Genomic DNA, 26,518 nt, shown 5'->3' with positions numbered 1-26,518 from the left:
TCATCAGCAGGGCGATGCGGCCGACTTTTGCGACCCATACTTGGGCATACAGGGTGCGGTGGTCGGGCAAAGGCACTTCCACCAGCGCGGGGGTGCCGTCATCTTCGCGCAACAGAGTCAGCGGCATGTTATCCGGGTCGATGACCGGGTAGGATTCGCGCTGCCAGCCTTCGCGGGTCAGGGATTGACGGAAGTAGCCAGCCTGGTAGAGCAGGCCCACGCCGATAATAGGAACGCCCAGGTCAGAGGCGGACTTCAGGTGGTCGCCAGCCAAAATCCCCAGGCCGCCGGAGTACTGCGGCAAAACGGCCGTCACGCCGAATTCAGCCGAGAAATACCCAATCGCGCTGGGCTTGTCGGCATTGTTGAACTGGGACTGGAACCATTGCGGCTTTTCCAGGTAATCGCCCAGGTCGCGTTCCAAAGCCGCAGCCTGGTTCACAATATCCGGGTTTGCCGAAAGTTCGTCCAGTTTTTGCACAGAGACCGAACCGAGGAAAGCCGCCGGGTCGTGGCCGACTTCCTCCCAGACTTGCGGATCTAAGGACGCGAAGAAATCGCGGGAGGGCCGGTGCCAGGACCAGCGCAGATTTTGAGCCAAAGTACCAATTGGCTTCAAATTTTCGGGAAGGACGGAGCGAACAGTAAATCTTCGTATTGCTTTCACAGTACCATCCTACGTGGTGGTCGTGGCATTTAGGTAAAAATGTGCGCAAAATGTAGTTTTGGCGGCCCCGCAGGACCGCCAAAACTTGGGGGTGTCATGAATAACGTTTATTCGCTGGCTTCTTCCGGCAGGGCGTAAGCATCCACATCGGCCGGCAACTCTACCGGTTCGCGGGTTTCTTCGTCCTCTTCCAAAGCCTGCAGGCCAGAGATGGCATCGGCGGCACGCGACCCCAGCAGGCCACGCATTTCGTCGAGGTAGGCCGCCACGGATTCGCGCTGACGTTCCAGCTTTTCGACCGTGCGCTGGGCGGCGGCACGTTCGGCTTGAGCTTCGGCACGAGCCGCTTCGCGCAGCTGCTGCGCTTCGACTTCCGCAGCCGAGATGGTGGCCTCAGCAGTACGGCGGGCATCCTCTTGACGGCGACGCACCACGGCATCGGTATCGGTCAGCAGGCGCTCGGCACGCTGCAAGGTCTCGCCGAGGTGCTTCTCAGCGTCAGCGACCTGAGCCTTCGCGGTGGCAACCATCGCGGAGGTTTCGGCCCGAGCCTGTTCGTGAGCCTGTGCGTCGGCTTCACGAGCGGCCGCGCGCGCGGAAGCAATCTCAGTTTCGGTGTCTTGGCGAGCCTGTTCGGACTCGGCACGCAGACGCTCGGCTTCGGCGCGAGCGTTAGAGATAATCTTGTCGGCTTCGGCGCGGGTTTCCGCCAGCAGCTTCTCAGCCATTTGCTGAGCCTGTTCGCGCACCTGGGTGGCTTCGGCAGTCGCGGTTTCGCGCAGTTCCTGAATCTCGGTCGCCGCTTCGTTGCGCAGAGCCGTGGTTTCCTGTTCAGCCTTAACCCGGGCTTCTACGTAATCCTTTTCGGCTTGGGCGCGCTGCAGTTCGGTTTCGCGGTCAGCAGTGGCGCGCAGGTCGTTGACCTGAGTGTTCACTTCGGCGCGCAGCGAGGCCGCTTCACGTTCCGCCGCGGCTACCAGTTCATCAGCGCGGTGCTGCGCGTTAGTGAGCACGGTTTCCGCTTCGGTTTCCGCCTGGGTGGTGCGTTCCTCAGCTTCGCGGCGAGCCTCAGCCAGCATGGAAGCCGCTTCGGCTTCGGCGCGCTGAGTCAGGCGCTGCGTGTTAGAACGGGTCTTTTCCAGTAAGGATTCCGCGTCAGCGTTCGCCTTATTAATAACGGTGGTGGACTGTTCCTCAGCGGAACGCAGCAACTGTTCGATGCGTTCACCCAGACCGGTATAACTCGACTTGTCGCTTTCCTTTAGACGGCGCTGAGCTTCGCCCAAATCCCCTGCCAGGGTGGCGTTACGCGCGTCAAGGGTTTCTACCTCACGGCGTGCCTCAGCCAAAGCCGTCATTAAAGTTTGAATCTGCAGGTCAACCTGAACGCGGTCGTACCCGCGCATCACGATTGGAAAATCTGTCTGCTCTTCGGTCACTTGTGAGTCCTCCTAAAGACGTCAACCAACGGGCAAATTAACCTGCCCCGCCAAACTTAGTATAACGATACCCTAAGTCTATAACGAAAAAATCTCTGATTAACCATTTACACGAACCTTTATGACATGGCCAAGTCGCTGCGGACCGCCAATCTCGCTAAAGTAAATGGTAGCCGGTTCCAAAATTCTCAAGGAGACCCATGTCATCGAATCGCACCACCCGCTATCTCAGCATTGCCCTGCTGATTGTCTCACTTTTGGTGGCCTTTATTGGAATATCTCGCCTGACTTTCCTGCGTCCCAGTGCCAACGTGGAGTTTCACAGCGAACCGACCAAGTCGGCAATCGTCCTGACGGGAGAGAATCTGTTGGAATCCACCGGGGAAAAGGTCACGATTCGCGCTACCGGGACAGCAAAACAGGAAGTTTTTTTAGGAATCGCCCTGACCACAGATGCGATGGCTTTTGCCAAATCGGTCAACCACTTGGAACTGACCGGTTTCAAAGCCGATAATCTGCTCACCTCCCGCAGCGTCGAGGCGAAAAAAACTAATTCTGCTCCTGGCGAACAAGCTTTGCCGGGCGGCTTGCAACAGTTGGCGTCCCCCGCCCAAAACGACGCGGCGGATCTAACGTCCTTAGACATTTGGAAGCAAAGCGCTCGCGGCACCGGTCACGCCTCTCTGAACTGGCAGCTGAGCGATAACCGCTGGAGCGCGGTCGCTTTCGTGGTCAATCCCCCGGACAAAGCGGCGGGACCGCAGTTGGAACTGAAGTGGAAACTGAAAAATGAGCCCTCCAGCATCTCGGCTATCCTCATGACCATCGTGGGGATTATCGCCGCTGGAGCTATCGGGACTTACCTGGCTTTGCTGGTGCTGTCCGAACGGCGTTCGCGCGCCAAGCGTTTGGATACGTTGGAAAAGGATCAGGCACGCCAGCTCGCCAGTCAGGTCACTTCCGCGGTGGCGGGCGACGCCCCCACGGACACCGGCGTCATTCCGGCAGTCCACCCCACACGCCGCTCCTTGCGCATGGCTGAAGAAGCATCTGACCAGCCTAAACGTGGCAAAAAATGGCGGCACCAACCGGAGAGCGACGACGCAACAGACCCAGAAACGGAGGCCTCCCATGACGAATAAGCTGACGACCCTCCTTGCGGCCGGAGCGACCGCCCTGGCCCTGAGCGCTTGTGCCTACACCCCCACCCTCGTGACCTCCCCCAACGGCGGCAACGAACCGCCCGCTATTGACCAGCAACGCTTCACGGCAGTCACCACCGAGGCCAACACCGTGGCCCAAACCGGGGACGGCGCTCGCGACTGGCAACAGCTGACCAGCCGTTTTACGAACCCGGCCCTGGGGATGCGCAACGGAGAATACCTGATGACGAACACGACTCGCGGCGCCAACCTGGGGGCACTTCCCCTGGCGAATCCGCAGGTCACAGTCGTGCAGCAGGCTACGGATTGGCCGCGCTACGCCTACACGGTTTCCCCCACGGTCGAAGGCCAGCCGCTCTACGTGTTCGGTTTCGTCCAGTCCTCGCCGCGCGCCAACTACGCGGTGTGGGGCTACACGAAACTGTTCCCCAAAGCCAGCTTCCCCGCAACTTTCAAGCCCGAAGTCGGCTCGCCCACACCCCAGGCAGATTCCAAAGACTTTGTGGTTTCACCGGGAGCCTTGGCGAAAACTTACGCGGACTTCCTCAACGACCCCAACAACGCCAAGGACGTTTTTGACACCGCGATTGATTCTTTTGCCGCGACTTTCGCCCAGCGGCGCACGGACTATTCCGCCCTCGCCCAGCAAAACCGCGGTTTGGAAGTCACTATGACCGCGCGGCCGGGCGCTGACGGCTGTATCGCCCTGGGCACTACGGACGGCGGAGCCCTGGTCATGGCCGCTCTGAACTACGACTTGACCATGAAGTCTCCCCGGAAACTCCAGCTCTCCCCCCTGGCTCAGGCTTACACCGGGAAAACAGCTGCGGCCTCGACCTTGACCGAAACGCACACGGTCGTGGTGCTATTCAACCTGCCGAACAAAGCCAGCCAGAACCAAAAGATTTCGGTTTTGGGCGCCTCCGATGCCGTCACGGCGATGAGGGCGGACTAGGGCGTTGCGGTCGCGTTTCGAGTTACGCTACCGATAGCGTTCACAAGGGCGTTGCCGCGGGTTAGAGGGGTTTCGCGCGATTTACATGCACTGGGGGTACAGCGCCATCAGACGGCGCGAGACGGCACCGGGATTTTCAATCGGCACCAGGTGCGAAGTTTCGTGGACCTCCACGACCTCGGTATGGGCGGCCTGAGCCATCGCGGCGGCACGCTCGGGGGAAACGACCGGGTCCTCTTCACCGCGCATGACCAGGACGGGTTTGCCAAAACTTTCCAGCAGCGCCATCTGGTCCGGGCGGGCCGCCATAGCCCGTTGTGCCCAGGAAATTCCTTCGTTGGAGGCTTCCTCGGACCATTGCACGGCCTCGGACACGACTTCCGGGCGCGCCCGGCGGGTCGAGGCGGTGAACTGGGATTCAATCTGAGGAGTCAGTAGGCTCGCGCGGTCCCCAGCCAGCATGGTGATGAGGTTTTCAAACCGGTCGGCTTTTTCGCTGACCGTATCCGCGTCCGCCCGGGTCCCAATCAGCCCCAGACCAGCCACGACATCCGGGTGACGTTCCAAAATGGTGAGCGCCACGTAGCCGCCCAGCGAGTTACCTACCGGAATAATGCGTTCGATGCCGAACTTGCCCAGGTTTGCCACGATTTCATCCGCAAACGCGTCCAGCGAGGGGGTGTCCATCATCGGCGGAGTCTGGCCGAATCCGGGCGCATCCACCATCAGCAGCGGCACCCCACCCAAGCGGTCCGCGGTCGGCAACCACATCCGGTGATCCATCGGGAAAGCGTGAAGCAGCACCATCGTAGGACCAATCGGTCCGGGGATAATGTCGCGGGCAATCATGTTCAGCATGGTTTTATCTTAAAGGATTTCCTCTAATACCGGGTAAACCCGAACAGTTTTACCCCCAACCCGGCACTGCCGGCCTCGCGTCCACGGCGTCAGCCGCCCGAACCGGTCGCCACCCGGCAGGTGCTCGACACGACTAGGGAGCGAAAAAATTACTTTGAAACAGCGCAAAAATGCGATAATCGGAACATGAGTGAACCTTATGCAGTACGCGGGCGCATCGTCACGCCGTCTTCCATAATCGTTGATGGAGCTGTCATTATTGACGGGGACTCCATAGTGTGGATGGGAGAAGCACCCCAAGCGCAGGCGGCAGGTTACGGTGCCGAGGTCGTGGCCGCACCTTCCCCGACTGACGGGCGCTACATTTTGCCGGGCCTGGTCGACACCCACTGCCACGGAGGCGGGGGCAGTTCTTTCCCCGCCGCCGACACGGTAGAAGCCATGATGACCGCGGTGTGGGAGCACCGGGTACACGGCACCACCACCCTGGTCGGTTCACTCTCGACGGCTTCCCCGGAGGACCTGCGCCGACAGGGCCAAATGATGGCAGATTTGTGTGACGCAGGCGAACTGGACGGGATTCACTTTGAAGGGCCGTTCCTGGCGTCGGGACGGTTGGGTGTGACCGGGATGCTCCCCGGAGACTCCCCCGCTGATTCCCTCCCGACCGAAGGGCTCAGCGCCAAGGAACGCGAGGAACGGGCTCGTGCCGTCCTCGGGTCCCAAGATTTTGCTCAAGTCCAGCCGCCAAACCCGGCTCTGACCCGCGAACTCATGATTACTACCCGCGGGCATACGGTATCGATGACGCTGGCCCCGGAAGGCAAACGCGCTATCGGTTCCGGTTCCGTGGCGGAAGTTTTGATTGAAAACGGGGCGGTTCCCGCCTTTGGACACACGGTCGCCTCCGCCGAGTTTATGCGCGGAGCCGCGGCCTGGACGCGGGAAAAGCTGGGGCTGACCCCCTCGGAAAAGCTGCGTTGCCCCCGCTACGTGGTGACCCACTTCTTTAACGGGATGCAGCCCTTCCACCATCGCCACCCCGGCCCGATGTTGGAGCTGCTGGCGGACGCGGCCGGAGGCGGCTGTATTCTGGAGCTGATTGCGGACGGCGAGCACGTGGACCTCAGTGCCGTGCGCAACGTGTTTGAGCTGGTCGGACGCGATTCAGTAGTGTTTGTCAGCAACGCGACCGCCGCCACGGGCATGCCCTTGAGCGAACCGAACTCCGACCCGGAAGATCCAAACTTGCACCTGGTAGACATCGTGCGCCGCGCCTGGAAAGGCGCGGGAATCCCGCTGACCGACGCGGTGTACTGCGCCTCGGTACAGGGCGCCCGCATTTTGGGCCAGACCAACATCGGCGAAATTGCAACGGGCAAACGCGCGGATTTGCTGGTCACAGATGAGAATCTTTATCCGCTTTCGGTGTATCGCTACGGCACCCTGGTGGCATCCGTACCAAAGAATTATTCGGATTAGCCCGTGCCCAGTCAGCGAAAGTCCAAACGGCGCGGTCAACCCTATCGCCCCTTGGATATGCAGCGCCTCGCCAGTGTCCCGCGGGTCGTGACGCGCGGCGGGCAGGAATATCACGTCCAACGTCTGACCGGCAGCGCCGGCCAGAAATCTTACGTCTGCCCCGGTTGCGGGCACGCTGTCGAAGCAAATACCCCGCATATCGTGGCTTGGCCGCTGAACGCGCCTTTTGGAGTGGACACCGGGGTGGGGGCTCGCCGCCACTGGCACAACTATTGCTGGGAATCCGGCACTACCGGGGGCTATTAGAGCCGATTGCATGACACCCCTAGCCCGAACAGGTTATGCGTGGCACAAGCGGGGTGCGTGGCGTTTTCCGGGTCGTCTGGCGGGGTTTAGAACAGCCGATTTTCGGCATCGAAATCCAAGCCGCGCATTTCATCGTAATTCAGCACGACGCAGCGAATCCCGCGGTCTGTGGCCAGCGTGCGGGCCTGGGGTTTAATCTCTTGGGCGGCGAAAATCCCGGTAATACCCTCCAGGTCGGCTTGCCGACCCAGCAAATCCAGGTAGCGAGTCAACTGCTCAACCCCGTCAATTTCGCCGCGACGTTTCACCTCCACCGCCACCGGACGCCCTTGTGCATCACGAACCAGCAGATCAACTGGACCAATGGGAGTGGGCCATTCCCGGCGCACCAAAGTCCAGCCCTCCCCCAGCCGCAGTGCGACCTGTTCCGCCAGCAGCTTTTGCAGATGCGCCTCCACCCCGTCCTTTTCCAGTCCCGGATCGACCCCCAAATCACACACGACATCTTCATAGACCGCAGTGATGTTAATCAGCAGGGCGTCCCCGGATTTGGCCTGTACCCGCCACGTTTGCGGGCCTTGCGGGGAGTCGGAATCTTCCAGTTCAATGTGCAGCTGGCAGGGCGGGCTCATCCAGTTCAGGGGCTTGTAGGAACCGCCGTCGCTGTGAATCAGCACTGAACCATCGGCTTTCACCATCAACAGGCGTTTCGCCGCGGCCAAATGCGCGTCCAAACGTCCCGAATAATTGACTTCACAATCCGCTATGACCAGGCGCATACTGTTAGCCTAGCCGAACCGCGCGAGGCAAGAAACTCAATAAACCATCTGGGTACGCGGCGGGGAGGATTCTTTCCAGCTGATCAAGCCGGAATAATCGTGTTCATCCATCGCTAACCAAAAATCGTCCGGCTCAGAAAAACCCTGACGCGGCGCGCGGCAATGCAAAATAGCCAGGGTATAGTCCGACCCCGGCTCGGTGTCTACCGCCGATTCCAAAATCTCAAAATCCGCCCGTTCCCAACGGCGATTCGAGCCCCAACGCAGGGAAATGACCCGATACCACTTCAGAAAATCCTCGGAATAATGGCACACCCCGGCCCGCCACGGATCGGTAGTATTGGCCCGCCACGCCACGTTGAAAGAACCATCATTTTGGGCCTTAAACCGCAAGCGCGCCAGGAAGTAAATCGCCAGCGCGCAAACGAGGAACAGCACCAGGAGCAGACTGGTAAACATCACGCTGGTTGCCGTACCCATGATGTTCCTCCTCACTCCCTAGAGCCGCCACATTGAAGCCCGGCTCTGTGGCCAATGCCCAAAGTGGCGGGCATCTCAATGACGCCGCCACTGCTATCCCCAAGTTGCCATGGAGAAAAACCGCAGAGCCTTATGGGCAATCATATCCCAATCGGACTGATTCGCGGAAGTTGATTAATTTAGTTTGCCGATGCGGAAGCCTGATCCGCAGAGCTGGCAGCCAAGCTGCGATCCAGCACTACGGTCACGGTGTTATTATCCACCGAGGCGAATCCGGCTTCGACCGGGAAGTTATGCGAATCCGCTTTTCCGGTCGAGCCCGGCGCGTCGACGCGCACCTGGCCAGCCCGCAGCACGACAAACAGCGGCTGGTGGCCCGGCAGGACCCCCAGGTCACCGTCTGCGGCGGGCATGATGACCTGGGACGCTTCTCCCTGATACAGGGTGCGCGAGCGGTCTACCACCGCAACTTTCAGCGTGTCTGCCATGGGTTATCACATTTCCTTTTGCAGTTTCGCCCAGGCCGCTTCGAGGTCCTCGATACCGCCAATGTTAAAGAACGCCTGTTCGGGAATGTGGTCGTACTTGCCTTCGCAAATCCGCTTGAACGCCTCGATGGTTTCGCTCATCGGCACGGTCGAGCCGGGTACGCCGGTGAACTTTTCCGCCATGTAGGTGTTTTGGGACAGGAACTGTTCGATACGACGCGCGCGCGCCACTGTGACCTTGTCCTCTTCGGACAGTTCGTCCACGCCGAGGATGGCGATGATGTCCTGCAGTTCCTTGTTCTTTTGCAGAATCTGTTTGACCTGGGTCGCGACCTCGTAGTGTTCCTTGCCGACATAGCGCGGGTCGAGGATACGCGAGGTGGAGGCCAGCGGGTCCACCGCCGGGTACAGGCCGCGGGACGCGATGTCACGAGACAGGTTCGTGGTTGCGTCCAGGTGCGCGAAGGTCGTGGCCGGAGCCGGGTCGGTGTAGTCGTCCGCCGGCACGTAGATGGCCTGTAGGGAAGTAATCGAGTGACCACCCGCGGAAGTAATGCGCTCCTGGAGCTGACCCATTTCGTCAGCCAGGTTCGGCTGGTAGCCCACGGCGGATGGCATCCGGCCCAGCAGGGTGGACACCTCCGAACCGGCCTGGGTGAAACGGAAGATGTTGTCGATGAACAGCAGCACGTCCTGGTTTTGCACGTCACGGAAGTATTCCGCCATCGTCAAACCGGACAGAGCCACGCGCAGACGCGTCCCCGGCGGCTCATCCATCTGGCCGAACACCATCGCGGTCTTGTCCAACACGCCCGCGTCAGCCATTTCGTGAATCAGGTCGTTGCCCTCACGAGTACGTTCGCCCACCCCGGCGAACACGGACACACCGCCGTGGTCCTGAGCCACACGCTGAATCATCTCTTGAATCAACACGGTCTTGCCCACACCGGCACCGCCGAACAGGCCAATCTTGCCGCCCTGTACGTAGGGGGTCAGTAAGTCGATGACCTTAATGCCGGTCTCGAACATCTGCGTCTTGGATTCCAGCTTGTCGAAAGCCGGAGGGGTGCGGTGGATGGACCAACGCTCCTTGACGTCCAAGGTTTCGCCTTCTTTCAAGTTCAGGCAGTCGCCAATCACGTTAAAGACGTGACCCTTGGTGATGTCGCCCACCGGTACCGAAATCGGGGAGCCGGTATCGACCACCTTGGCTCCGCGCACCAAACCGTCAGTAGGCTTCAGGGCGATGGACCGGACAATGTTGTCGCCCAAGTGCTGAGCCACCTCCATCGTCATGGTCTGGGTCTGGCCGGCTTCGGTGCTGCCCATGCCCGTGTATTCCACGGTCAAAGCGTTGTACATCTCAGGCAGTTGATCCGGGGGGAACTCCACGTCCACGACCGGGCCAATAACCCGGGAGATACGACCGGTTCCTGGGGTTTTCTCACTCATTTTCGTTTCCTCTAATCGGCGTTTGGTAATCGGTTATTTCTTAGAATCTTGGAGCGCGTCAGCGCCGGACACGATTTCCGTAATCTCGGTGGTGATGTCGGCCTGACGAGCCTTGTTCATGTCCAAAGTCAAGGTGTTAATCAAGTTGGACGCGTTATCGGTCGCGGCGTGCATGGCGTTTTGACGGCTGGCCAGCTCGGCGGCAGCCGCGTGCAGCAGGGCGGTGCGAATCCGCGACTCGACATACAGCGGCATGACGGTCTCGAGCACTTCCTCAGCGCTGGGTTCAAAGTCATACAGCGGCATGACGGACTTGTCGTCCGCTTCACCCAAACCCATCCCGTCAATCTGGACCGGTTCGTCGGGGTCGATGACCTTAATCGGCAGCATCTTGCGCACCTGGGGCACTTGGGACACCATCGAACGGAACTTGGTGTAAACCATGTACAGTTCGCACACCCCGCCCTCTTCCGGCGACTTGAGGAACGCGGCCAAGAGACTCTTGGCGATTTCCATGGTGCGTTCCTCGCTGGGCTTATCCGAATCCCCGGTCCATGCCCGGCGCACTTCCGTACCGCGGAAGTTGAAGTAGGACAAGCCGCGGCGACCCGAGACATAGACCACCGGGTCTTTGCCTTCGTCACGCAAACGTTCCAGCAGACGCTCGGTTTCACGCAGGATTGACGCAGAATAAGCACCGGCCATGCCGCGGTCAGAGGTGACCGCCAAAACCGCCACGCGGTTCGTGTCGGTGCGTTCCGTAATCAGCGGATGATCGAGTTTGGCGTGGGCGGACACGGCCGCGACTGCCGCCGCTATGGCCGAGTCATAAGTGGTGATGGATTCCGCCCCGGCGCGAGCCTTGCCCACGCGGGAGGCCGCAATCATCTCCATGGCACGGAAAATCTTTTGCAGAGTCTCAGTGGACCTGATTCTCTGCTTGAGAGCCCTTTGCGAACCTGACACTTTGCCCTTCCCTTACGTTCTGTTCGGTTACTTTCGTTGCTGACCAGCAGCGCTGGCCCAGGCGCCTCAGCGCTTCTTAACGATTTGTTCCTCGGACTGCTCCGCCTCGGCATCGCCCTCAATGGCATTCAAGTCAGCCTGGGGAACCAAGTCGTAAGACTTGCGGAAATCCTTGACGGCAGTTTCCAAACGCGCCACCAGTTCATCGGGCCAAGCGCCCTTTTCCTTGATTTCGTTCAGGATGCTGCCCTCGTTACGCAGGTAATCCAACCAGTCCTTTTCAAACTGCAGTACCTTGTCGGTCGGGATGTCGTCCAGGTAACCGTTGGTGCCAGCCCAGATGGAGCACACCTGTTCCTCAACGGGATAAGGCGTGTACTGGGGTTGCTTGAGCAGTTCCATCAGTCTCTCGCCGCGAGTCAGCTGCTTGCGGGTCGTGGCGTCCAGGTCGGAAGCCAGCATGGCGAAAGCCGCCATCGAACGGTACTGCGCCAAGGTCAGCTTCAACGTACCGGCAACTTTCTTCATGGCCTTAATCTGAGCGTCGCCACCCACACGGGACACCGAAATGCCCACGTCCACGGCCGGACGCTGGTTCGCGTTGAACAGGTCGGACTGCAGGAAGATTTGGCCGTCCGTGATGGAGATAACGTTGGTCGGAATGTAGGCCGACACGTCATTTGCCTTCGTTTCGATAATCGGCAAACCGGTCATCGAGCCACCGCCCAAATCATCGGACAGCTTCGCGCAGCGTTCCAGCAAGCGAGAGTGCAGGTAGAACACGTCACCAGGGTAGGCTTCACGCCCCGGCGGACGGCGCAGCAACAGCGACACCGCGCGGTAGGCTTCGGCCTGCTTGGACAGGTCATCAAACACAATCAACACGTGCTTGCCCTGGTACATCCAGTGCTGACCGATGGCCGAACCGGTGTAGGGAGCCAGGTACTTGAACCCGGCCGCATCCGAAGCCGGGGAGGCCACGATGGTGGTGAACTCCATCGCACCGGCGTCTTCCAACGCGCCCTTTACCGAGGCAATCGTGGAGCCCTTTTGTCCGACCGCCACGTAGATGCAGCGCACCTGCTTGTTGGGGTCACCGGACTTCCAGTTGTCGCGCTGGTTCAAAATCGTGTCAATGGCGATAGCGGTCTTGCCGGTCTGACGGTCACCAATAATCAACTCACGCTGGCCGCGACCAATCGGAATCATCGAGTCGATGGCTTTCAGCCCGGTCTGGAGCGGCTCGAACACGGAACGGCGCATCATCACGCCGGGTGCCTGCAATTCCAGAGCACGACGCTCGCCCAAGTCCTTGATTTCGCCCAGGCCGTCAATCGGGTTGCCCAACGGGTCAACCACGCGGCCCAGGTAACCATCACCCACCGGCACGGAGAGCACGTCACCCGTGCGGTAGACCTCTTGACCTTCCTCAATCCCCGTGAAATCACCCAAGACGATAGCGCCAATCTCACGCTCGTCAAGGTTCATTGCCAGACCCAGGGTACCGTCTTGGAAGCGCAGCAGCTCGTTGGCCATAGTGCCGGGCAAGCCCTCGATGTGGGCAATGCCGTCAGCAGTTTCGGTCACGTAGCCGATTTCCTCCGCAGTCGCGGCGGATGGTTCGTACGCATCCACAAACTTGTCCAGGGCGCTCTTAATGTCCTGGGGACTTATTGATAGCTCAGCCATCAGCATTCCTTCTGTTGTCGTTCCATAGGGCCTAGCCCTATCGGTCATATTTTCGTTTCGTATTAGCTTGCCAGCTTGCGCCGGAACTGCTCGGCGCGGGACTTCACCGCGCCATCCATCACTGTGTCGCCCTGCACAATCTTTATGCCGCCCACCAGGTTCGGGTCAATGACTACGTTGACCTCAACCTGTTCGCCGCTACGAGCGGACAGCAACTGAATGAGCCGGGACTGCTGGGTTTCACTCAGCGGCGTGGCGGTGTAAACCGTCGCCATCCCCCGCTGGCGCATCCGCGCGGCCGAATCCAGCAAAGCCCGCAGGTCTGACGCGAGGCGACCGGGCGCCGCTTTGGCAATCACGGCATTCACCAGGCGCAACGCCAGGGGCTTGACCCCGGAACCGACCAGAGAGTTGAACGTCTCCAGACGCTGATCCAGGGGAGCACGATGATTGTCAGTCAGGAAGTTGCGCAAATCGCGGTTCTTGGCGACAACCTGGCTCATGGCAAAGATGTCACGCTCGACATCCTCCAGCTGGCCATTATCCTGGGCGGTTTTCAGCAACACGTGATTTGCCAGCAACCGGCAGGCTTCCTGCAGGTCAAGCTCGCTGGACCAACGGCCGGCGGCGAGTTCCAATACTCCTGCCAGGGCCGGCTCAGAAAGCTGAGAGCCCAAGATGGTGCGGACCAGTTCTTGCTTGTCAGGGGCGGTACGCGCCGGGTCAGACAAGTTGCGAGCCAGACGGATGTTGTTTTCCAGCAGTTCAGACAGGGCAAAGTATTCCTCGGCGACCGCGGGGCCAGTCTTCATCGTGGCTTTCCCCAGGGTCTTATCGACGGCCATGACCATAGCGGCCAAGGTCCTTACCGACGAGGCTCTCATTGACTTCCCTTACCTTCTCTATCTTTAAGCCACCGGCTGAGCTTCGAGTTCGTCGAGGAACCGATCCACGACGCGCGAGCTCAGGGCTTCATCCTTCAGCTGTTCGCCCACAATCTTTTCCGCGAGCTGGGTAGCCAAATCGCCCACGTCCTGACGCAGGGAGGCTTCGGCCGCGGCCCGCTCAGCAGCAATCTGGCGCTGAGCTTGCTCGATAATGCGCTTAGCTTCTTGATCAGCGCGTTCGGTGGCGCGGGAGACGATGTCCTCCGCTTGGGCGTTGGCTTTGTTGCGGATTTGCGCGGCTTCTTCCTTCGCGTCACGCAGTTCGGATTCAATCCGCTGCGTCGCGGCTGCCGAGTCAGCCTGCGCCTTTGCTGTAGCGTCCAAACCCTCTTGGAGTTTGTCAGCGCGTTCCTGCACCAGTCCGTTGTACTTCGGCAGAGCGACCTTCACAACCACCACCAAGATGACCACGAAGATAACCGCCGACCAAACGATGTCGTAAGTCTCCGGCAGCATAGGGTTCGGGGTATCGCCCGCCTTAGCTACTAGTGATACTAAAGTGCCTAACATACGTGCTCCTTACCGGAACAGGAAGCCCGTTACCAAACCAATCAAAGCCAAGGCTTCGACGAAGGCGATACCGATGAACATGTTAGTGGTGAGCTTTCCGGACAGTTCCGGCTGGCGGGCAATAGCGTCCTGAGTGTGACCAATCAGAATGCCCAAGCCAATGCCAGGTCCAATAGCGGCCAGACCATAGCCGATGGTTGCGAGAACAAGTGCACTTCCAGTCATGTTTTCTTTCCTTATTTGTTGTTATTCTCACGCCGGTTGGCGCGAGAAGCCTATTGTTTTTCTAATGTGCGTGTACGGAGAGGTTCACATACACCGCGGTCAGAATCGCGAAAATGTACGCCTGCAGGAAAGCCACCAGGATTTCGAACAGGGTAAACGCGAAAGCTGCCGCAAAAGTCAGAATCCCTATCGGGGACAGCGCCGAGAGATGCGCAAAGAGGAAATAGTTCGTGGCGCTCAGAGTCAAAGCCAGCAAGAAGTGACCGGCAATCATGTTGGCCAACAAACGGACGAACAGGGTAAACGGGCGAATGATGAAGGTGGAAATCGCCTCAATGGGGGTCAGCAGGAGATACAGCGGCCACGGCACCCCCGGTGGGAACAGAGAGGACTTAAAGAACTGGCCCACACCGGTCTCTCGAATTCCGGCGTAAATGAAAACAAACCAGGCAAACACCGCTAACAGCAGCGGGAAGCCCGGTTTTGCGGAACCAGCCAGGTTGAAGCCGGGAATAATACCCGCAATGTTCATGAACAAGACCGAGAAGAATACGGAAGTCACGATGGGCGTGTATTTGCGCCCGATTTCCTTGCCGATGACTTCCTCAGCGATGTTTTCCTGGCAGAATTTGAACCCGAACTCCATCACGTACTGGGCGCGTCCCGGGATGAGCTTGGCCCGCGTGGCGTACAGCACCAGACACAGCACCAGCAGCAGCGTCATGATGAGACGAATCATCATGACACGGTCAATGGCGAAAGGAGTTCCGGCGAAAGCAACGACCGGGGGGAACAAGTCCATAATGGTGGGGGCATGGAACGAGTCATCTGTAGCGGGAACCAAATTCGGCATCAATGCCGACATGAGCGTCAACTGCACTCCCATTGTTCTCCTTTGAGTCCTAAATCATGAGTTCGCCTAACAACGTTATCATGAATTTCAAACGGGATTTGCACGGGTAAAAACTAGCGTGGGTGAAAAAATGCAAAATTTCACTACTGCGTCGGATTTTCCCCTTCGGTTTCCGGCTGTGTCGGGGACGAGACCGGGTCTAACAAGGGCACTTGCGCTTTTGCCAACGCCACCGGAAAGACGATGGCCTGAACCAAAATCATGGCCAGCAGGGTGAAAAAAATTGTTTTTGCGTCCAGACCCGGCAACGCACGCGCCACCCCCAGAGCCAGCAAAATGACGATGATTTTCAGGACGAAATCCGCACCCATGCCCGCCATCATCAAGTCGGGATGATTCAAGGTAAACAGGTGTGTGGCAAACGTCACCGCCACCAGGCCCGCCCCCACTGCGGCACATAAACCTACGGAACGCAATCCCGCCGATCCTTCCAGCCACGCCGCTAATCCGGCCGCCACCAGCAGCACCACCAGCACAGCTAGGGAAATCGCGGTCAGAGAAAACTTCACCGCCCGGCGAGTCCGGGGACCCACTTGAGCCGCGAGGAAAGCGGCGGATTGCTCAGGTCGGGGAGTCGTTTCGTTCACGGCTTTACGCTATCAGAAAGGGAAGAGTCACGGTAAAGGGCGTGTTCCGGGCCGTGGGGCTGGCGATAATTCGGGTTGAACCAGCGGCGCACCCCTTCGCGCCAGGCAGGCAGAATCTCGATGGTCGCCACCATTGCCAACAGGGAGGCTACCAGCATCAACACCAACACGTAGCGCATCCGCAGCAAAGTCAGCGAGGCCGCCCCCAGAGAAAACACCGCCGTCCACAGGTACATAACCAGCACGGCGCGCACCCGGGAACGTCCGGCATGGGACAGGCGATGATGCAGGTGACCAGCATCGGCTTGGAAGGGAGACTGGTGATGATACAGCCGGCGAATCACCGAGGCGACCATGTCAAAAATGGGGATAGCCAACACCGCCAGGGGCAAAACGATGGGCAGGAAAGACGGAAAAGCCTGGCGAAAATAGACGACTGCCGGGTCGATTTGGCCGGTGACGATGATGGCGGCGGCCACCGTCAGTAAACCCAACAGCATGGCTCCGGTATCGCCCATGAATATGGAGGCGGGAGAAAAATTGTGTGCCAAGAATCCCAGGCAGATTCCGGCCAGAGCCGCCGCCACCGTTGAGGCCAAAGAGGCGTAGGACGCGGCACCCAGCGTGCGCGACAACGTGTAGGAATAGATGAACAGGCCGGTCGCGCTGATGGCCATCATGCCGGAAGCTAAACCATCCAAGCCGTCCACGAAGTTCACCGCGTTGATGGCAGCCACCACTACCAGCACTGTGACCAGCAAGGACAGGCGAGATGAGCCGATGGTAAGGCCGAAAATCGGGAAGGACGTCAGCTGGATACCCAACCAAGACATCAATCCTGCCACCAGGATTTGGCCTGCCAGTTTCGTGTACCAATCCAAGTCCCAGATGTCATCGATGACCCCCAGAATCACAATCAGGATGACGCCCACCGCCAAACCCTTGACGTGTTCAAAGCTGGCGGCATCAGCCAAAAATGGCGTGTGCGAGGCGATGGCCAGCGCCACGAGGAAACCCACGCCCATCGCTACCCCGCCCAGACGCGGGGTCGGAAATTGATGGACGTCACGTTCCCGCACCGGCGCTAAAGTCCCTGTTGCCAGGGCAAACTGGCGCACCAGCGGAACCGTGAGGAACGTGACCGCGGCCGCAACCAGGAATATCAACAGGTAAAACTTCATACGGGCTTTAGTTTATCCGGTTAGAGGCGAGTTATTTTGCTCCGATGTGAATATAGGGGGAGATATGCCGGGTAGCTGCCATTATTGGCAACTACCCGGCATATCTCCTGGTATAAGTGCACGAGGTCTCAAGCTAGGGCGGCGAGAATATCGGACAGAGGAATATCTCCTTGGCGTATCAAGCGCGGGGAGCCCTGTGCCAAGGTGATGATGGTGGACGGGTGTCCGGAGGGCGAGGGACCGGCATCGACATAAACGCTGACCCGTTCGCCAAAGTATTCCGTGGCGGCGGCAATGTCGGTGGCAGGAGGCCGAGTGTGCAGGTTGGCGGACGTGACGGCCAGCGGGCCGGTGTGGCCCAGGATTTCCAACGCCACCGGGTGATCGGGCTGGCGCAGCGCAATCGTCCCGTGGGTTTGCCCCAAATCCCAGCCCAGAGCCGGATTGGCGGTCACGATAATAGTCAGGGCCCCGGGCCAAAAGCGCTCAGCAAGTACGCGGGCGGCGCGCCGCTGACTCGCGCTAGCCTGCGGTTCGGGGGCCATCAATTCCTCCAACGCCGCCGGACCGGAAACCAGCACCGGCGGGGGAAAGTCCTCCCCCCGGCCTTTGGCCTGCTGCAAACGCGCCACCGCCGCGGGGGCAAACGGCACCGAGGCTATTCCATAAACCGTATCGGTAGGCATAACCAGCAGCTCATCGCGTTTCACCGTCGCGTCTATCGCCGCCAGGTTAGACAGGGTAATCGGCCCGGTCAGGGCATCAACAATCTTCATAGAGTTGATTTTAGTCCCCGCGCCAGCTAAACCGGATAAACCAACTCAACCGGTATCCCCGGCCCCACCGCGCTTGTGACCGCGCTCCCAAAAACAGGCACAGCCGGGCAGTGTCTCAGCTGACAAACCCCATCAGCGCCCACATCCGCGGCAGCGCGAACACCAGCGTCACAGTGGCGGCGGTCCCGACCACCAAACCCAGCAAAGCCATCTGTTTCACCGAGATTTCCCCAGTGGCATAGGCAATGGCGTTCGGCGGGGTCGAGATAGGCAGCGACATGCCCAGCGAGCAGGCGATGGCTACGGCACAGGCGACCGTGACCGTATCGACCGAATCGCCCAGGGATACCGCCAGGGACACGGCCAGGGGCACCAGCAGATTCGCGGAAGCCGAGTGGGAGATGACGTTGGCGATAGCGAAACCAACAAAACCGAGCAGCGCCACGATCAACACCGCCCCCAGGGACTTCCACGGCACGGAGTTGACCAGGAACTTGTCCAGGCCGGTGTTCCCGATACCTTCACCCATCGCGATACCGCCTGCCACCAGCCACAGCACCGGCCAGTCGATGCTCTTAATGTCCTCGCCACTCATGATCTTGAGACACAGCAGCGCCACGACAGGCAGGAACCCGACCACGTTGGAGGAAATCCCGTGCAGACTCTCGGTCATCCACAGCAGAATCGTGGACCCGGCAATGATGTAGAACAGCACAGCTTTCGGGGTTTTGTTCCACTGGGAAGTCATTTCAATGTGAATCACGGCATCGCGCGGGATAAACACGGCGCTGAGGAACAGCCACGACAAAAACAGCACCACCAGCATAAACGGCACCGCCATCATCATCCACTGCCCGAAGGACACGTGAATGCCCTGGGCGGCCAGGGCGCCGACCGCAATGGCATTGGGCGGGGTACCGACCGGGGTACCGATACCGCCCACGTTGGCGGCCAAGGGAATCGACAGCGCCACGCCGGCTCGCGCCCGACCCTTTGGCAGTGCCGCCAAAATGGGGATGACCACGGTAAACATGGTGGCGGTCGTGGCGGTGTTGGACATAAACATGGACAGCAGAGCGGTAATCAGCATCAGCCCCAAGGTCGTCAGACGCGCCTTTTCCGGGAAAGGCTTGAGCAACACCGCCGCCAAGTTGCGGTCCAGCGAAAACTTTTCAGCGCCTTCCGCAATCATAAAACCACCCATGAACAGGATGATTGTCGGGTTGGCCAGGGTCGCGAAGTATTCCGAATACTTGGCGACATGTTCGGCTTGTGACGGGTCTCCGCCGGTGGGGTCAAACGGTGAACCGGTGGACACCAGCATAACTTCCAGCCCGATGACCAGCACCGCGGTGGCGGTCAGGGGAATCGGCTCGGTAATCCAAAACACGATAGCCAGCAGGAAAATCGCCAGCATGCGTTCGCCGGGCACGCCCAGATTCGGGATGTCGACCAGCAGGGGGACGAAGAACACGATGGCCCCCAGCACCAGGCCAATCTTTTCTTTCAAGCCCAGCGGGGCGGTTTTCTTAACGTTAGAAGGGGGTTTGGGCCGCAAAGTGCGGATGGGACGTTTTGCGGGTTTCGGGGTGGCAGCACGAGACTGGGGCGGAACTACCGCCGGTTCATTTCCTTCCCGACCCGCACCGGATGGTTCGATAGCGTTTTCGGATTGCGGATTATCTGGATTACTCACTGATCCTGCCCCTTTGTTCCTCGCTGTTCGATGCCACGTGCCGGCAACCGGTCAGTCCGGGCGGCTGAGCCCTTTGGTCAGTTCCATCGCCCGCGCCGGATCCAGCGCCGAGAGATAGGGCACCGGGTCAATCCCCGCCAGTTCCACATAATCGGTCAACATGGTGCGCACCACGTCTTGGAGTTCTTCGGGTTTCCAGGGTTTCGCCACGTACTGATCGAGCCCGGCTTCGTTCACCGCACGCACGGTGTCAGCCAGGTCGGCCTGACCGGTCACCAGGACTTTGCGGGTCATCTGGGTGCGTTCGTCGGACATCATCTGGCCCATGAACTCGATGCCGGTCGTGCCGGGTAGCCGATGGTCGCACAGTGCCAGAGCCAGGGCGTCGCCATCGTTTGAAATCTCATCGATGACCTCCCACGCGTCAGGCACATCCTCCGCCGGTTCGATGCGTAAAGTGTCCGCGAATCCCAGCAGGTCACGGGTCACAGCGGCACGAACTTCCGGTTCGTCTTCAAGGATTAGGATGGCGAGTTTCATGGTTTCTCCTTCATTGGGGACTTTTCTATTGTTTCACTCCGTCGCTGGATTTGGACCAATTTGCCGGAAAACGTCAGAAAACGAGAACCAGCAGTCCGCACGAAACCGCCCGACCGGGCTTGTGCCCCTATAGCGAGACCGGAATTCCGGTGGTCGGTAGTTCCACGGTGGCCAGGGTGCCCGTCGGGTTGGAGACGTTTTCCAGCCGGATGGTTCCGCCGTGATTTTCCACAATCGAGCGACACAGCCCCAGGCCGATACCCATTCCGAACCTCACTTCGCCGCCTTTGGTAGAGAAATGCGGCTGGAAAATGTGTTCGATGACATCGGGGGCAATGCCGGGTCCGGTATCGCGGAACGTCACCACGATTTGGTCGCCGCGGGCTTCCGTTTTGATGGTTAGCTGCCCAATCATGCCCGCCAGTTCGTCTCGGTCGGTGGGGCGCTTGCCGACCGCGTCGCTGGCAGCGGAAGCCTCGCCGGACATGGCTTCCACCGCGTTCGTAATCAGGTTTGTCCACACTTCGTCCAGCTGGCCGGGGTGGCAAGAAATCCGCGGTAGTTCGCCATAATGCACGTCGAGGTCGATTTTGTCCAAGCGGTGAGACAACAGGCGCAGCGTGTCTTGCAGGCCCGTGTTGACGTCGACGTTTTGTACCGGATCCCCATCGGGACGCGCATAAGAGCGCAGGGACGCCACCAGGTCGATGATGCGTCCCGAGGCGGTACGCAGGTTGCGCAGACTGGTGCCGATGGCGGCCGCTTGTTCCAAGGCCCCCAGATCCGTGTCCGGGTTGGCTTTCATGTCCCTGGCGAGGTTGCGGGCCAGGTCAGTGCTGTAAACTCCCGCCACGGACAGGCGTTCCACCAGGATTGCGTCTCCCAGGATTTCCAACAGCTCACGTTTGCGCGCCCGGGTTTCCTTGGTGGACAAGAACGGGGCCTCCTCCGCATTTTCCAGGGATTCCAGAGCCAGGTTCCGCCACGTTTCATCGGGGCAGGTCGACAGCAGCATGCGCATATCCTCGTGAATGTAATCCGCAGCACGGCGAATCGCCGCCACCGGATTATTGAGTTCGTGGGCCACACCCGCCGCCAGCTCACCGAGCGAGGCAAACCGGGCTTGTGCAGCCATTTCCTCCCGAGTCTCGCGCAGTTTGTCCAGGGCTTTCGCCAAGTTCGCCCGCTGCAGCGCCAGTTGATCGGCCAGGACCGCCGACTCTAGGTGCAGATTCTCCGCGCGACGCAGCCGGCGATCATAAGTGCGCATAAACAAGGCTGCCACCAGCAGCGATACTCGGGAGTCCCCGGCAATAATCATGTTCATTTCGTCGAGGGTGAGGCTGACCCCCACGACCTCTTCAGTCACCACGGCGGTAAAGAAGGCGCCGATTTCCTCCCCCGAGGACAGCATGCCGATGATGCGCCCGGTCGAAGCATGGTGCATCAGCAGATCCCCACTCTCTGAGGAGCGTTCCAGCGCGATGCTGCCGGATAGCGCCAGAATAATGCTGCGAACCGGCTGGCCTTCCTCGGTCAGGTGCGCTCCCACCGGGAAGGTAATCCGTTCCTGGGGTCCCAAGATAGTCTCGGCGCGGCGCACGATTTCGGCGATGATTTCTTCATCGTCCTGTTCGAGGTCAAAAACAAAGCGTCTTTCGTACATGCCACTATCATGCCGGAATTTCGCGGGCGCACGGGTAGGTTTGCGAGCCGAGGATATTTTTCGGGCGTTAATCCTATTAATTTGCCTCGGTGTGCCATATATGGCACACCGAGGCGTAAAAATAGTTTTTAGACAGGGTGCAAGCCCCGGGCTACTCGTAGCGCAGTGCCTCGATGGGGTCGAGTTTGGCGGCTTTGGACGCCGGATAGTAGCCGAAGAAAATCCCGATACCCAGCGAGAACGCTAGCGAGAACAGCACCCCACCCAGGGGTGGAATCGCGGGATTACCCATCGCGTTGGACCCCAAGTATCCGGCCAGGCCCCCCAGGGCCACGCCGAGAAGCCCTCCCAGCAGACACACCATCATGGCCTCGACCAGGAACTGCAGCCGGATATTCCACTGGGTCGCCCCCAGAGCCTTGCGAATACCTATCTCTCGGGTACGTTCGGTGACCGACACCAGCATGATGTTCATCACCCCGATGCCGCCGACCAGCAAACTCAGCCCCGCGATAACCGACAGCCCCAAGGCGATAGTGGAAAAGACTTTCTTAATCTCATCCATCATCGAGTCCATGGAATCAATCATGACCCCGTAATCCGAGTCAGCCCAGGTTTTATCCAAGAACTCCTGCAGATCGTGCTTCAAAGCCTTCGCATCGGTGCCGGGAATCGGGCGCAGCGTCGCCCAGTTGAACCCCGGTTCCTTAACCCCGCTAATCTCCTCTTCCAAAGTGTAGGGGATATAGAAACTGTCCCCGCTCGGCCCGCCGCCACCGATGAGAGCGTTGGCAGCCCCTTTCATTTGCACCTGCCGGGCGACCCCGATGACTTGAAAAGTCATTTGGGATTCGTCACTGTCAAACTCGAAGCTCTGGCCCACGGCGTTTTGTGCCGCTCCCCCGAACAATTTTTTCGCCAGGGTATCGCTGATAACCGCCACCGTGTCGGCGCTTTCGATTTCACCGGCATCAAAACCGCGGCCGGCGACCATTTCCATATTGGACCCAATCAGGAAATCCTGGTTGGTGGTTTGCACATCCGCGTCCACGTCTCCGGCCGCGCCCTTAGCGGTGCCGAAACTGCCCATACCTTGCACGCTGATACCTTTGACCTGGTCGGAAAATTCCTCACGAATCTGATCCAGTATTTCCGGAGTCAGGTATTGGTCATCCCCGTTACTGTCCGCGAAAGCCGAGCCAGACCCGCTATCCCCAGACATGTCCTCGTCCTCGGTTTCCTCGGCAGTGCCAACCACATAAGTGGGGTCGTCCGAGCCGGACTGTGCTTGGCGAGACTTTGCTTTGGCAATATTGTCCTTGGTATCTACCGAGAGGTACATGTCTTGACCCCCCAGGGACCCAAGCGAGTCAGTCACCGCGCTGGTCACGCCGCGGGAAATGGTGAGAATCGTCACCACGGAGGCGATACCGATGATGATGCCCAGCAGGGTCAAAATGGCGCGCAGCTTGTTCGCCCACAATCCCGCCAGGGCCAGGCGCACGTTTTCTCCGAAAGTCATTGGGCGCCTCCTTTGGTCGACACACCCTCGCCCAACACACCGTCAACCATGGTGAAGATACGCTGGGTTTGCTCAGCCAGCTCCGGGTTGTGGGTAATCAGAACGATGGTTTTGCCCTGCTCGCGGTGCAGCCGATGGAACAGGTCCATGACCATGTGCCCGGTGGCGGTGTCCAAAGCACCGGTCGGCTCGTCAGCCAAAATAATGTCCGGGTCATTGGCCATCGCCCGCGCAATCGCCACCCGCTGCTTTTGCCCGCCAGACAACTCGCTGGGCTGATGGTGGATTCGTTCGCTCATTTCGACCAGTTCCAACAGTTTCAGTGCCCGTTCCCGGCGCTGAGCACGCCCGATGCCGGCGTACATCATGGGCAGTTCCACGTTCTTTAACGCGTCGGTACGCCCCACCAGATTGAAATTTTGGAATACGAACCCGATGGACAGCGAGCGAATCAACGCCGCCTCGTTATCGTCAGCTTCGGAAATGTCCACGTCCCCCAGCAGGTAACTTCCCGAGGTGGGCCGGTCCAGCAGGCCGATGATGTTCATCAGGGTGGATTTGCCCGAACCGGAGGACCCCACGATGGACACGAATTCTCCCGGATAAATCGCCAGGTTCACGCCTTTCAGCACGGTCAACTCGTGGTCGGTGCCCAGGAAGAATCCCTTATAGATGTCGCTCAGCTCGATGACCGGCTGTCCCTTCGCCGCCCCCGGCTGTCCGCTACCCTGCCCGGTGGGCGCAGGAGGGGACGCTTGTGAATGCGCCCGACCCTCAGAAAAGACCCCCGGCAGGCTCATGATGTCACTCAACAGTCCCCTCCATCACCGGCGGAGTATCGACATAGTGACCGGTTTCCCCGGACAAGCCGACATAGTTCATGGCGTTATCTAGCACGGTCGTGCCTTCTTTGATGCCTTTACCCTTGATTGCGGCCATGCCGTTGCCTTCTACCAGGACTTCCACCTGGACTTCGCGAATCTTCGGCTTTTCCGAGTCGGGGTTGTCTATCACCAGTACGGACTTCGGGCCATCTTCCCGAGAGACTTCCGGCCCGGACATGTCTCCCGGAGCGGGAGCCGCCACGGACTGCGAACCTTTGTCATTGTCGTCAAGCGGAATCATCGCATCAACCAAAGCACCCTTCGGCACGGTCAGAGCGTTCTTTTCACCGGCAACAATCGCCTTTACTTTGGCGGTAGACCCCAGACGCAAGCCCTGCAAATCGCCCGTCACCGTGATTTGCACCGGGAACATGACCGAGGCATTGCCGCCCCCGCCCTGTTCGCCGCCCTGTCTGGGCTGCGTGGCAGTCTGGTCGAGGGCTGCCGGAGAAATAAACGACACCACGCCCGTGAATTCCTTATCCCCGGTGGCCGGAGTGGTGAAAGTGACCTGGTTACCCACGCTGAGCTTGGAAACCCCGGATTCTTTAATCTGGGTTTCAATGACCATGTTTTGGTCATCTTCCACCGTCATCAAGGGGCCTTCCGGCGTGGCACCGACCTTGGCGGTTACGGAGGTCACAATGCCTGATATCGGGGAAGTTACGTGCGCCGAGCTGATGTCGGCCCGCAGCTTTTGGATGGCGCTTTGCCCTTCCGCCAGGCCCGAACCCGCCGAGGCTTGCGCGGCCCGCAACGCCCGCAGATTCGAACTCACTTCCTGAGCTGCGTGGATTTTGGCGTATTCCAAGCTGATTTTGGCGTCAGACAGAGCGCCTTGCGCCTTGGCGACCGCCTCGCCGGCCTCGGCTATCTGGTTGTCTATTTGGCGAAGCGCAGCCTGGAATTGGCGCCGCGCCATCCCCAAGTTTTCGTTCGCGTGGCCCACGGAAATATTGGCCTGAGCCTGCTGGGACCAGGCCGACCTGGCGCCCTTGCTGCCATCATCAACATTTTGATCCAAGGTGGCGACCTGCGCTTCCAGCTCCGCGATACGCTGGTTGATGGCCTTGATGAGTTCCGCGCGACGTGCGGCGCTCAGGGTCGTGTCGGCCCGCACCCGGGACAGTTCCTTCTTGGCCAGGTCCAAATCCGCCGCGGCCGAATTCCGCTCAATGATGGCGATGTCACGCTGCAGGTTCGCTTCGGAAACCGCGGCTCCGGCTCGGCCCGCTTCCATCTTGGCGTTTTCCACCTCTTGATAAGCCGAGCGCAGGGCATTTTCCTGTTCCAGCAAGGCTTGCAAAGTGCGGTTGTCTCTCTCCTGCTTCATTTGTTCGTAGGCCCGTGAAGATTTCACGTATTCAGTTTCCGCTTCCCGCAACGAGGTTTGAGCTCCGCGGATTTCCTGATTCATGCCCTGATCCAGGGCGCTTTTCGCATTTTGATAGTTTTGGGCAGCCTCGTCGATGCTGTTTTGCTGGGTGATGCGGCTTTCGTTCAGCTGCGCCTGTTGGCTAGCCAGTTGCGAATTCGCCTCGGAACTGTCCAGCTGTGCCAGCAGCTGACCCTGGTTCACCCGGTCCCCCGCCTTCACGTTGAGAGCCTGTACTTTCGAGTTCAGCGAGGAGAACAAGGTCATGGTCTTGGCGCTTTTCAGCGTGCCGGTCATGCTGATGGTTTTGGTGACGTCCTCCCTGACGACGGTGGTCACGTCCCCGCGATAGACAGCCGTTGGGTCGTATTTGGGAGCCCCCAGGCCCATCACTGCCGGAATGCCAAATCCGGCAATAGCCAAGACGGCTACCGCGCTGACCCCGATGATGATTTTCTTTTTCTTGCTCGATTTCTTCTTGCCGAGTTTCAGCTTTTTCTTGCCCTTGAGCAGGGATTTCGCAGACTTTGCCGAGTCGTCTCCCGTCACGGAAGCAACAGGGGTAACAGTCGGGTCATCGACGGGAGTGAACACCGGTTCATCGCTCACAAATAACTCCTTACAATCCAAAATCGCTTTTGAAAAACTATAAACTCCTCAGGGCTTTTTTGCCTTGCCAAAAGCTCCGCTACCAGGAAAATCAGTCCGAAGTATGAGACTCGTCCTGTTTCCAGGCACTCCGCACTCAGCCCTCAGGAGGAGATAGTCCTAGATTATCGTGCCTCTCCGCCCGGGTGCCATTAGGGTTACCCCTGATTTAACCCTGACTAGCCCTGAGGCATCCCACCGAAGTCGCCAGGCCGGTGCTATTCCCCCAGGCCGGCGGCGTAGGTGGGACCTCGAAGGAGCATATGGGTACTTGCAATCTCTGCGAGATTGCGTACCCTGGCTCGCTCGTCCTGATACGCGAGC

At 59.4% G+C, this 26,518-nt stretch carries 26 protein-coding genes; 4 read left to right on the top strand and 22 right to left on the bottom strand.

Going from position 1 to position 26,518, the window contains the following annotated elements; genetic code table 11:
* Both AC5LBQ_RS06880 and AC5LBQ_RS06875 read right to left on the bottom strand, forming a co-directional pair.
* Positions 1–667 (bottom strand): DUF3417 domain-containing protein (locus tag AC5LBQ_RS06880; RefSeq protein ID WP_493265007.1); only part of this gene is annotated, 667 nt, incomplete at its 3' end.
* Between the two features lie 107 nt (positions 668–774).
* On the bottom strand, positions 775–2,106 hold the full coding sequence (locus AC5LBQ_RS06875; RefSeq protein ID WP_282921128.1) for a DivIVA domain-containing protein: 1,332 nt from the start codon (positions 2,104–2,106) through the stop codon (positions 775–777).
* 200 nt (positions 2,107–2,306) lie between these two features.
* Between AC5LBQ_RS06875 and AC5LBQ_RS06870 the strand changes: the two genes are divergently transcribed.
* Positions 2,307–3,248 (top strand): hypothetical protein, encoded by a 942-nt coding sequence (locus AC5LBQ_RS06870; protein WP_493265006.1) that lies wholly within the window; start codon positions 2,307–2,309, stop codon positions 3,246–3,248.
* The gene (locus AC5LBQ_RS06865; protein WP_493265005.1) at positions 3,238–4,224 is read left to right on the top strand and encodes a DUF8094 domain-containing protein; all 987 of its coding nucleotides are present in this window, start codon (positions 3,238–3,240) and stop codon (positions 4,222–4,224) included. The genes AC5LBQ_RS06870 and AC5LBQ_RS06865 overlap by 11 nt, the downstream gene beginning before the upstream one ends.
* An 81-nt stretch (positions 4,225–4,305) precedes the next feature.
* Here the strand turns inward: AC5LBQ_RS06865 and AC5LBQ_RS06860 are convergent, their stop codons facing one another.
* Positions 4,306–5,082, bottom strand: coding sequence for an alpha/beta fold hydrolase (locus AC5LBQ_RS06860; RefSeq protein ID WP_297346290.1), 777 nt, complete (start codon positions 5,080–5,082; stop codon positions 4,306–4,308).
* A 186-nt stretch (positions 5,083–5,268) separates the two neighbouring features.
* Here AC5LBQ_RS06860 and AC5LBQ_RS06855 point away from each other — a divergent pair, with 186 nt between their 5' ends.
* Both AC5LBQ_RS06855 and AC5LBQ_RS06850 read left to right on the top strand, forming a co-directional pair.
* Positions 5,269–6,564, top strand: coding sequence for an N-acetylglucosamine-6-phosphate deacetylase (locus AC5LBQ_RS06855; RefSeq protein ID WP_493265004.1), 1,296 nt, complete (start codon positions 5,269–5,271; stop codon positions 6,562–6,564).
* Positions 6,565–6,567: 3 nt separating this feature from the next.
* Positions 6,568–6,870, top strand: a complete 303-nt coding sequence (locus AC5LBQ_RS06850) for an Rv1322 family protein (RefSeq protein ID WP_307742243.1) — start codon at positions 6,568–6,570, stop codon at positions 6,868–6,870.
* An 86-nt stretch (positions 6,871–6,956) separates the two neighbouring features.
* Here AC5LBQ_RS06850 and nucS read toward each other — a convergent pair whose 3' ends face one another.
* From nucS to AC5LBQ_RS06755, 19 genes are all read right to left on the bottom strand, one after another.
* Positions 6,957–7,649, bottom strand: coding sequence for an endonuclease NucS (gene nucS, locus AC5LBQ_RS06845; RefSeq protein ID WP_493265003.1), 693 nt, complete (start codon positions 7,647–7,649; stop codon positions 6,957–6,959).
* Positions 7,650–7,685: 36 nt separating this feature from the next.
* Positions 7,686–8,129 carry a DUF2550 domain-containing protein gene (locus AC5LBQ_RS06840; RefSeq protein WP_282921121.1) on the bottom strand — a complete coding sequence of 148 codons (444 nt, stop codon included), beginning with the start codon at positions 8,127–8,129 and terminating at the stop codon, positions 7,686–7,688.
* Positions 8,130–8,308: 179 nt separating this feature from the next.
* The gene (locus tag AC5LBQ_RS06835; RefSeq protein WP_297346295.1) at positions 8,309–8,617 is read right to left on the bottom strand and encodes a F0F1 ATP synthase subunit epsilon; all 309 of its coding nucleotides are present in this window, start codon (positions 8,615–8,617) and stop codon (positions 8,309–8,311) included.
* Positions 8,618–8,623: 6 nt separating this feature from the next.
* Complete coding sequence (atpD, locus tag AC5LBQ_RS06830; RefSeq protein WP_282921119.1) at positions 8,624–10,069, bottom strand: F0F1 ATP synthase subunit beta; 1,446 nt, start codon at positions 10,067–10,069, stop codon at positions 8,624–8,626.
* Between the two features lie 33 nt (positions 10,070–10,102).
* A complete protein-coding gene (locus AC5LBQ_RS06825) occupies positions 10,103–11,035 on the bottom strand; it encodes a F0F1 ATP synthase subunit gamma (protein WP_493265002.1) in 933 nt (310 codons plus the stop codon).
* 66 nt (positions 11,036–11,101) lie between these two features.
* Positions 11,102–12,724: a F0F1 ATP synthase subunit alpha gene (atpA, locus tag AC5LBQ_RS06820; protein ID WP_297346297.1), complete on the bottom strand. Its 1,623-nt coding sequence runs from the start codon at positions 12,722–12,724 to the stop codon at positions 11,102–11,104.
* A gap of 62 nt (positions 12,725–12,786) precedes the next feature.
* Positions 12,787–13,608 carry a F0F1 ATP synthase subunit delta gene (locus AC5LBQ_RS06815; RefSeq protein ID WP_493265001.1) on the bottom strand — a complete coding sequence of 274 codons (822 nt, stop codon included), beginning with the start codon at positions 13,606–13,608 and terminating at the stop codon, positions 12,787–12,789.
* A 24-nt stretch (positions 13,609–13,632) separates the two neighbouring features.
* On the bottom strand, positions 13,633–14,181 hold the full coding sequence (locus tag AC5LBQ_RS06810) for a F0F1 ATP synthase subunit B (RefSeq protein WP_491680928.1): 549 nt from the start codon (positions 14,179–14,181) through the stop codon (positions 13,633–13,635).
* 9 nt (positions 14,182–14,190) lie between these two features.
* Positions 14,191–14,406: an ATP synthase F0 subunit C gene (gene atpE, locus AC5LBQ_RS06805; RefSeq protein WP_004007339.1), complete on the bottom strand. Its 216-nt coding sequence runs from the start codon at positions 14,404–14,406 to the stop codon at positions 14,191–14,193.
* Positions 14,407–14,467: 61 nt separating this feature from the next.
* Entirely contained in the window at positions 14,468–15,292 is an 825-nt protein-coding gene (atpB, locus tag AC5LBQ_RS06800; RefSeq protein WP_297346300.1) for a F0F1 ATP synthase subunit A, read from the bottom strand.
* Positions 15,293–15,402: 110 nt separating this feature from the next.
* Positions 15,403–15,906: a Cg1360 family ATP-synthase-associated protein gene (locus tag AC5LBQ_RS06795; RefSeq protein ID WP_493265000.1), complete on the bottom strand. Its 504-nt coding sequence runs from the start codon at positions 15,904–15,906 to the stop codon at positions 15,403–15,405.
* Positions 15,903–17,087, bottom strand: coding sequence for an MraY family glycosyltransferase (locus AC5LBQ_RS06790; protein ID WP_491680926.1), 1,185 nt, complete (start codon positions 17,085–17,087; stop codon positions 15,903–15,905). The genes AC5LBQ_RS06795 and AC5LBQ_RS06790 overlap by 4 nt, the downstream gene beginning before the upstream one ends.
* A gap of 128 nt (positions 17,088–17,215) precedes the next feature.
* Positions 17,216–17,863 (bottom strand): L-threonylcarbamoyladenylate synthase, encoded by a 648-nt coding sequence (locus tag AC5LBQ_RS06785; protein ID WP_491680925.1) that lies wholly within the window; start codon positions 17,861–17,863, stop codon positions 17,216–17,218.
* A 115-nt stretch (positions 17,864–17,978) separates the two neighbouring features.
* Positions 17,979–19,421, bottom strand: a complete 1,443-nt coding sequence (locus AC5LBQ_RS06780) for an SLC13 family permease (RefSeq protein ID WP_493265008.1) — start codon at positions 19,419–19,421, stop codon at positions 17,979–17,981.
* Positions 19,422–19,610: 189 nt separating this feature from the next.
* A complete protein-coding gene (locus AC5LBQ_RS06775) occupies positions 19,611–20,099 on the bottom strand; it encodes a response regulator (protein WP_307742234.1) in 489 nt (162 codons plus the stop codon).
* 127 nt (positions 20,100–20,226) lie between these two features.
* Positions 20,227–21,765 carry an ATP-binding protein gene (locus tag AC5LBQ_RS06770; protein ID WP_493264999.1) on the bottom strand — a complete coding sequence of 513 codons (1,539 nt, stop codon included), beginning with the start codon at positions 21,763–21,765 and terminating at the stop codon, positions 20,227–20,229.
* 151 nt (positions 21,766–21,916) lie between these two features.
* A complete protein-coding gene (locus tag AC5LBQ_RS06765) occupies positions 21,917–23,287 on the bottom strand; it encodes an ABC transporter permease (RefSeq protein ID WP_297346727.1) in 1,371 nt (456 codons plus the stop codon).
* On the bottom strand, positions 23,284–24,099 hold the full coding sequence (locus AC5LBQ_RS06760; protein ID WP_282921106.1) for an ABC transporter ATP-binding protein: 816 nt from the start codon (positions 24,097–24,099) through the stop codon (positions 23,284–23,286). Before AC5LBQ_RS06760 ends, AC5LBQ_RS06765 begins: the two co-directional genes overlap by 4 nt.
* Positions 24,092–26,155 (bottom strand): efflux RND transporter periplasmic adaptor subunit, encoded by a 2,064-nt coding sequence (locus AC5LBQ_RS06755; RefSeq protein ID WP_493264998.1) that lies wholly within the window; start codon positions 26,153–26,155, stop codon positions 24,092–24,094. The genes AC5LBQ_RS06760 and AC5LBQ_RS06755 overlap by 8 nt, the downstream gene beginning before the upstream one ends.
* Positions 26,156–26,518: the final 363 nt, after the last annotated feature.

The organism is Mobiluncus sp. (assembly GCF_985070215.1).
Note: the sequence above shows the minus strand (reverse complement) of the source record. Positions and strands in the feature narration are given on the sequence as shown.

Bases quoted from the DNA above. Each gene is read 5' to 3' on its own strand.
- AC5LBQ_RS06840 (WP_282921121.1), bottom strand. From the start codon at position 8,129: ATGGGTACGGCAACCAGCGTGATGTTTACCAGTCTGCTCCTGGTGCTG.
- AC5LBQ_RS06870 (WP_493265006.1), top strand. From the start codon at position 2,307: ATGTCATCGAATCGCACCACCCGCTATCTCAGCATTGCCCTGCTGATT.
- AC5LBQ_RS06815 (WP_493265001.1), bottom strand. From the start codon at position 13,608: ATGAGAGCCTCGTCGGTAAGGACCTTGGCCGCTATGGTCATGGCCGTC.
- AC5LBQ_RS06765 (WP_297346727.1), bottom strand. From the start codon at position 23,287: ATGACTTTCGGAGAAAACGTGCGCCTGGCCCTGGCGGGATTGTGGGCG.
- AC5LBQ_RS06865 (WP_493265005.1), top strand. From the start codon at position 3,238: ATGACGAATAAGCTGACGACCCTCCTTGCGGCCGGAGCGACCGCCCTG.
- AC5LBQ_RS06860 (WP_297346290.1), bottom strand. From the start codon at position 5,082: ATGCTGAACATGATTGCCCGCGACATTATCCCCGGACCGATTGGTCCT.
- AC5LBQ_RS06785 (WP_491680925.1), bottom strand. From the start codon at position 17,863: ATGAAGATTGTTGATGCCCTGACCGGGCCGATTACCCTGTCTAACCTG.
- AC5LBQ_RS06835 (WP_297346295.1), bottom strand. From the start codon at position 8,617: ATGGCAGACACGCTGAAAGTTGCGGTGGTAGACCGCTCGCGCACCCTG.
- AC5LBQ_RS06770 (WP_493264999.1), bottom strand. From the start codon at position 21,765: ATGTACGAAAGACGCTTTGTTTTTGACCTCGAACAGGACGATGAAGAA.
- AC5LBQ_RS06790 (WP_491680926.1), bottom strand. From the start codon at position 17,087: ATGAAGTTTTACCTGTTGATATTCCTGGTTGCGGCCGCGGTCACGTTC.
- nucS (WP_493265003.1), bottom strand. From the start codon at position 7,649: ATGCGCCTGGTCATAGCGGATTGTGAAGTCAATTATTCGGGACGTTTG.
- AC5LBQ_RS06810 (WP_491680928.1), bottom strand. From the start codon at position 14,181: ATGTTAGGCACTTTAGTATCACTAGTAGCTAAGGCGGGCGATACCCCG.
- atpD (WP_282921119.1), bottom strand. From the start codon at position 10,069: ATGAGTGAGAAAACCCCAGGAACCGGTCGTATCTCCCGGGTTATTGGC.
- atpA (WP_297346297.1), bottom strand. From the start codon at position 12,724: ATGGCTGAGCTATCAATAAGTCCCCAGGACATTAAGAGCGCCCTGGAC.
- AC5LBQ_RS06775 (WP_307742234.1), bottom strand. From the start codon at position 20,099: ATGAAACTCGCCATCCTAATCCTTGAAGACGAACCGGAAGTTCGTGCC.
- atpB (WP_297346300.1), bottom strand. From the start codon at position 15,292: ATGGGAGTGCAGTTGACGCTCATGTCGGCATTGATGCCGAATTTGGTT.
- AC5LBQ_RS06855 (WP_493265004.1), top strand. From the start codon at position 5,269: ATGAGTGAACCTTATGCAGTACGCGGGCGCATCGTCACGCCGTCTTCC.
- atpE (WP_004007339.1), bottom strand. From the start codon at position 14,406: ATGACTGGAAGTGCACTTGTTCTCGCAACCATCGGCTATGGTCTGGCC.